6 protein-coding genes and 1 pseudogene are annotated in these 5,521 nt (G+C 69.2%); 5 read left to right on the top strand and 2 right to left on the bottom strand.

The features are described from left to right. Positions 1-383, bottom strand: a 383-nt coding sequence (locus tag G4D87_RS32945) for a thiamine phosphate synthase (protein WP_205507803.1), incomplete at its 3' end; no start/stop codon positions are given. Between the two features lie 92 nt (positions 384-475). On the opposite strand from G4D87_RS32945, the gene G4D87_RS32940 reads away from it, so the two are divergent. Genes G4D87_RS32940 through G4D87_RS32930 form a run of 3 tightly spaced genes read left to right on the top strand, consistent with a single transcriptional unit; the run spans position 476 to position 1,829 of the window. Continuing rightward, on the top strand, positions 476-880 hold the full coding sequence (locus G4D87_RS32940; protein WP_163786648.1) for an RNA polymerase subunit sigma: 405 nt from the start codon (positions 476-478) through the stop codon (positions 878-880). Continuing rightward, positions 877-1,191, top strand: a complete 315-nt coding sequence (locus G4D87_RS32935; protein ID WP_163786647.1) for a DUF1844 domain-containing protein — start codon at positions 877-879, stop codon at positions 1,189-1,191. The genes G4D87_RS32940 and G4D87_RS32935 overlap by 4 nt, the downstream gene beginning before the upstream one ends. Then, on the top strand, positions 1,188-1,829 hold the full coding sequence (locus G4D87_RS32930) for a hypothetical protein (RefSeq protein WP_163786646.1): 642 nt from the start codon (positions 1,188-1,190) through the stop codon (positions 1,827-1,829). Before G4D87_RS32935 ends, G4D87_RS32930 begins: the two co-directional genes overlap by 4 nt. A 7-nt stretch (positions 1,830-1,836) precedes the next feature. Here the strand turns inward: G4D87_RS32930 and G4D87_RS32925 are convergent, their stop codons facing one another. Continuing rightward, a complete protein-coding gene (locus G4D87_RS32925) occupies positions 1,837-2,472 on the bottom strand; it encodes a hypothetical protein (RefSeq protein WP_240358806.1) in 636 nt (211 codons plus the stop codon). Positions 2,473-2,600: 128 nt separating this feature from the next. On the opposite strand from G4D87_RS32925, the gene clpB reads away from it, so the two are divergent. Together clpB and G4D87_RS32915 are read left to right on the top strand one after the other, a co-directional pair. Continuing rightward, a complete protein-coding gene (gene clpB, locus G4D87_RS32920) occupies positions 2,601-5,225 on the top strand; it encodes an ATP-dependent chaperone ClpB (protein ID WP_163786645.1) in 2,625 nt (874 codons plus the stop codon). A 79-nt stretch (positions 5,226-5,304) separates the two neighbouring features. Further along, positions 5,305-5,521: pseudogene (locus G4D87_RS32915) on the top strand (hypothetical protein); the annotation flags it as partial.

Raw genomic sequence — 5,521 nt, 5'->3', positions numbered from 1 at the left:
CCCGCCGCCTGTGCCACCCGCGCGCCCGCCGCGTCTCGCACCGTGACGCCCACCAGACGGCCAGGCCCCAGCAGCGCGCGCGCATCCTGGGCGGGCACGTCCTCGTCCCCCACGTGGACGCCGTCCGCGTCCGACAGCAGCGCCAGGTCCACCCGGTCGTTCACCAGGCACAGCGCGCCTTCCCGGCGACACAGCGCCACCACCTGCCGCGCGGCGGCCAGCGCTTCACGGGCCGGGGTGCGCTTCATGCGCAGTTGCACCACGCGGGCCCCTCCGGCCACCAGGCGAGCCGCCTTGTCCACCAGTGAAAGCTCCGGCAGGACGGAGTCGTCACACAGCAGGTAGGGACCGCGGGGAAGGTGCGGGCGGGACGGTGCGTTCATCGGCTCTGGAAGGCGGGACGGCGGCGTTGACAGATGGCCACCCTGCTATAAGGTGCCGCGCTGTTTTCCAAGCAATTCTGAGGATTTGAACCATGGCGGATTCGGCGGACCCGAAGTACCTCGATAAGCGCACCGCGGAGCGGTACGTGCGCTCTGGCCAGCTCGGCGAGGCGGAGTACGAGCGCCATCTCCAGGGCCTGCCCGACGTGGCGGACAAGTCCGTCCCCGTGGAGACGCACATGCTCGACGACGACGCCGACGACTTCGACGACGACGAGGATGACTTCGACGACGAGGACGAAGACCAGGACGACGAGGACGACGATACGTCCGACGACAGCGACGAGGCTGAGACGTCCGCCGCCGCGGAGTCGACGGATGGCGACGCCGCCGAGGCCGGCGCGGACGACGACGAGGCCGAGGGCGACGAGGGCGACGCCGCCGCCGACACCACTTCGAACGAGACCCCCGACGACGAGGGGCCGGTCTCCGCATGAGCTCCGAGGACGGGAAGCGCGGCGAGACCTTCGTGATGCGGGGGGAAGCGCGCTCCGCGTCCGAGGAGGCTATCTCCTTCAGCACCTTCATCGTGGGGTTGGGCACCGCGGTGCTCATCCACCTGGGAGGTGCACCCAATCCTGAAACGGGTCAGAAGGCGAAGGACCTGCCTCTGGCCCGGCAGAACCTGGACCTCTTGTCCATGCTGCGCGTGAAGACGCGAGGCAACCTCACGGCCGAGGAAGAGAAGCTCTTCGACGGGCTGCTCGCGGACCTCCGCCTGCGTTACGTGGAGGCGACCAAGCGGTGAAGCACTCTGGAAGGAAGGGCCTGCCCGGCGGCATCCGCTTCGCCGCCATCGTGGGCCTGGTGCTCTCCATCCTCACGGGCTGGGCAGCGCTGATGGAAGCCGTGGAGATGGTGAACTTCTACGAAGCGCGCTCGCTCCGGATGGAGCAGGAGCTGCCTCGGATTCCCGGTGCCCCGGCGCTCGACGCGAAGACGCTCGAGGTCTACTACGCGGCGCTGGAGCCCATGCGGGAGCCCCGCGCGGTGCTGCTGGGCCTGCTGGCCGTGGCCTGCGCCTTCGTCAGCGTGTCCGCGGCGCGCATGCTGAATCCGGAGCACCTGCCCCGCGACGCCATGCGCCGGGTCCTCAGCCGCGCGGCCATCATCGCCGCCGGGCTGCGCACCATTGACGGCGCGCAGATGTCCGTGGCCAAGCAGCGCCTGTTCGCGGCGCTGGCGGAGCCGATGAGCAAGATGCCCGAGTTCCCACCGGACATCACCGTCGAGGCCTCTCGTGAAATCCTGAGCGCGATGGGCGCGGGGAGCGCCATCTTCGGCACCCTGGTGGTGGCGGGCACCTTCGCGTTCCTGGGGCAGTACTTCCGCAGCCAGGGCGTCCGCGAGGCCGTGGCCGTGCAGGACGGGCCGCAGGAGGAGTAGCCCTCTTTTAGAGGGCGTCGGACTCCGGCAGCGTCACCTGGCAGGTCGGCAGCAGGGCCTCCAGGATGGCGCCGGCCTCGGCGTCGCGGCCCTCCAGCGACAGCTCGTGGCTGGGCGCCACGCGCGGCAGCCGCAGCAGCTCCTTGCGCGTTAGGCCGAACACGTAGGCCAGGTGTCCCACCGGCCAGCGCTCCTGCATGTGCTTGAAGGCCGCGTCGTCCATCTGGTCCAGCGGCACCGGGAGCTCCACGTCCTCGTAGACGACCCGCTCCCCGCCCACGCGCCGGCCGTTGCCGTACGCGATGACCTGCTCGCCTTCGTCTGGATCGTAGACGTAGGCCTGGACGGCGGCGTTCGCCGCCCGGGAGAGCAGCCGGGGGAGCGCATGGTGGGCCGCGTACCAGTGCGCGCCCTGCCGCCCCACCGTGAAGGGTGCCACGTACGCCAGACGGACCACCTTGCGGCGCCGGTTGACGGACACGTTCAGCCCCGTCGCGCCCATCGCGCCGTCCAGCGCCAGCGCTTCACGCGCCAGCCGGAGCAGCTCCAGGCCGCCGAAGCTTTCGAGTCTCAGGAGATATCCGCCGTGCGCTTGCAGTGTCAGCCCCCCAGGGGATTGGGCGCCGCCTATACCCGGCATCATACCCGCTGGCAACTCCCGCACCTTGAAAAGCAGGTGGTTTCCAGGAGGTCAAACAAATTCAGGGCAAGCAAAATCGTCGCGCCACGTGCGCTGCTTGCCAAGGGGTGTCCGACTCTTACGTTGGAGACATGCGACTCGACAAGTACACAGTGAAGGCGCAGGAGGCGATCCACGAGGGTCAGAGCCTGGCCCGTCGGGCGGACAATCCCCAGTACGAGCCCGAGCACCTGGCCGCGGCGTTGCTTGGCCAGAAGGACGGCATCGTCGACCCCCTGCTCCGGAAGATTGGGGCGGACGTGAAGCTGTTCGCCGCGCGGCTCGGCGAAGCGCTCCAGAAGCTGCCCCGCATGCAGGGTGGCGAGAGCGCGATGCTCGGCCAGCGGCTGCTCAAGACTTTCGACAAGGCCGAGGACGAGGCCAAGGCCCTCAAGGACGAGTTCATCTCCTCGGAGCACCTGCTGCTCGCGCTCACCCACGACAAGGGCGCGGTGGGCGAGGTGATGAAGTCCTCGGGCGTGACGCGGGAGCGCGTGCTGTCCGGCCTCAAGGACGTCCGCGGCTCCGGGCGCGTGACGAGCCAGGACGCCGAGTCGACCTACCAGGCGCTGGAGAAGTATGGCCGCGACCTCACGGAGGCGGCGCGCTCCGGCAAGCTGGACCCCGTCATCGGCCGTGACGAGGAGATTCGCCGGTGCATCCAGGTGCTGAGCCGGCGCACCAAGAACAACCCGGTGCTCATCGGCGAGCCTGGCGTGGGCAAGACGGCCATCGCCGAGGGGCTGGCGCGGCGCATCGTCGACGGCGACGTGCCGGAGGGCCTGAAGAACAAGCGCCTGGTGTCCCTGGACCTGGGCGCCATGGTGGCCGGCGCGAAGTACCGCGGCGAGTTCGAGGAGCGCCTCAAGGCCGTCCTCAAGGAGATTGCCGACGCCGCGGGCGAGGTCGTCCTCTTCATCGACGAGCTCCACACGCTGGTGGGCGCGGGCAAGGCCGAAGGGGCCATGGACGCGGGCAACATGCTCAAGCCGGCGCTGGCGCGCGGCGAGCTGCACTGCATTGGCGCCACCACGCTGGACGAGTACCGCAAGCACATCGAGAAGGACGCCGCGCTGGAGCGGCGCTTCCAGCCCGTCATGGTGGGCGAGCCGAGCGTGCACGACACCATCAGCATCCTGCGCGGTCTGAAGGAGCGCTACGAGGTGCACCACGGCGTGCGCATCCAGGACAACGCCCTGGTGGCCGCCGCCACGCTGAGCCACCGCTACATCGCGGACCGGTTCCTGCCGGACAAGGCCATCGACCTGGTCGACGAGGCCTCCAGCCGCCTGCGCATCGAAATCGACTCCATGCCCACGGAGCTGGACGACGTGCGCCGGAAGATGACGCAGCTCCAGATTGAGCGGGAGGGCCTGCGCAAGGAGACGGACCCGCACTCGCAGGAGCGCCTGGGCCAGATTGAGAAGGAGCTGGCCAACCTGAGCGAGAAGTTCAACGCGCTCAAGGTGCACTGGGACGCGGAGAAGGCGGCCATTGGCGCCATCCGGAGCCTGAAAGAGAAGCAGGAGAAGGCGAAGAACGACCAGGCCGCGGCCGAGCGTCAGGGCGACCTGAACCGCGCGGCGGAGCTGAAGTTCGGCGTCATCCCCTCGCTCGACAAGGAGCTGAAGGCGCAGAACGAGAAGCTGGCCGAGCTGCAGAAGAACCAGAAGTTCCTCAAGGAAGAGGTCGACGCGGAGGACATCGCCCAGGTGGTGGCAAAGTGGACGGGCATCCCCGTCTCGCGGCTGATGGAGGGCGAGGTCCAGAAGCTGGTCCACATGGAGGACCGGCTGGCGAAGCGGGTGATTGGCCAGCGCAGCGCCATTGAGGCAGTGTCCAACGCCGTGCGCCGCGCGCGCAGCGGGCTGCAGGACCCCAACCGCCCCATCGGCTCGTTCATCTTCCTGGGCCCCACGGGCGTGGGCAAGACGGAGACGGCCAAGGCGCTGGCGGAGTTCCTCTTCGATGACGACTCGGCCATGGTCCGCATCGACATGTCCGAGTACATGGAGAAGCACTCCGTGGCCCGGCTGGTGGGCGCGCCGCCGGGGTACGTCGGCTACGAGGAAGGCGGCCAGCTCACCGAGGCGGTGCGCCGGCGGCCATACACGGTGGTCCTCTTCGACGAAATCGAGAAGGCGCACCACGACGTCTTCAACGTGCTGCTCCAGATTCTCGACGAGGGCCGGCTGACGGACAGCCAGGGCCGCACGGTGGACTTCAAGAACACGGTGCTCATCCTGACGTCCAACATCGGCTCGCAGGACATCCAGGTCGGCATGGCGGGCAAGGAGGAGCTGGACGAGCGCACGCGCAACGAGGTGATGGACGCGCTGCGCGCGCACTTCCGGCCGGAGTTCCTCAACCGCGTGGACGAGGTCGTCCTCTTCGAGCCGCTGCGCAAGAAGGACATCTACCGCATCGTGGACCTGCAGCTGGCGCGGCTGTCCAAGCTGCTGGCCGACAAGCGGCTCACGCTGGAGCTGACGGAGAAGGCGCGGGAGCTGCTCGCCGAGCGCGGCTACGACCCGACGTACGGCGCGCGGCCCCTGAAGCGCGCGGTGCAGAAGAACCTGTTGGATCCGCTGGCCCTCAAGGTCCTGGGCGGCGAGTTCGTCCCGGGCGACCACATCCAGGCGGATGTGGGGCCGGACGGGCTCACCTTCGCCAAGGTGCTGGTGGACACCTCGAAGAACGTGAAGCGCTCGGCCTGAGCCCGGGCGGCCACGGAGGTGTGCCGGGGCCCGGCGTCATGGCTTGACGCCGGGCCGCCTCCGCGCGAAGAGCCCGGCCATGAAGCCCTGGGAGACGCTGGAGCGCGCAGAGGTCCCGGACGTGGGGGACATCACCCTGGTCCGGCGCGGAGACGAGTACGTCTTCCGCGTGCGGGGACAGACGCTGATGTCCAGCCGGCAGCACGGCTCCGAGGAAGCGCTGGCAAACGCGGGCTGCGAGGGGCTGGCGGGCCGAAGCGGCGTCCGGGTGCTCGTGGGCGGGCTGGGCTTTGGCT

The organism is Myxococcus vastator, assembly GCF_010894475.1.
Taxonomy (GTDB): Bacteria; Myxococcota; Myxococcia; order Myxococcales; family Myxococcaceae; genus Myxococcus; species Myxococcus vastator.
The sequence above is the reverse complement of the archived record's forward strand: the minus strand, read 5'-3'. Positions and strand labels throughout refer to the sequence as shown.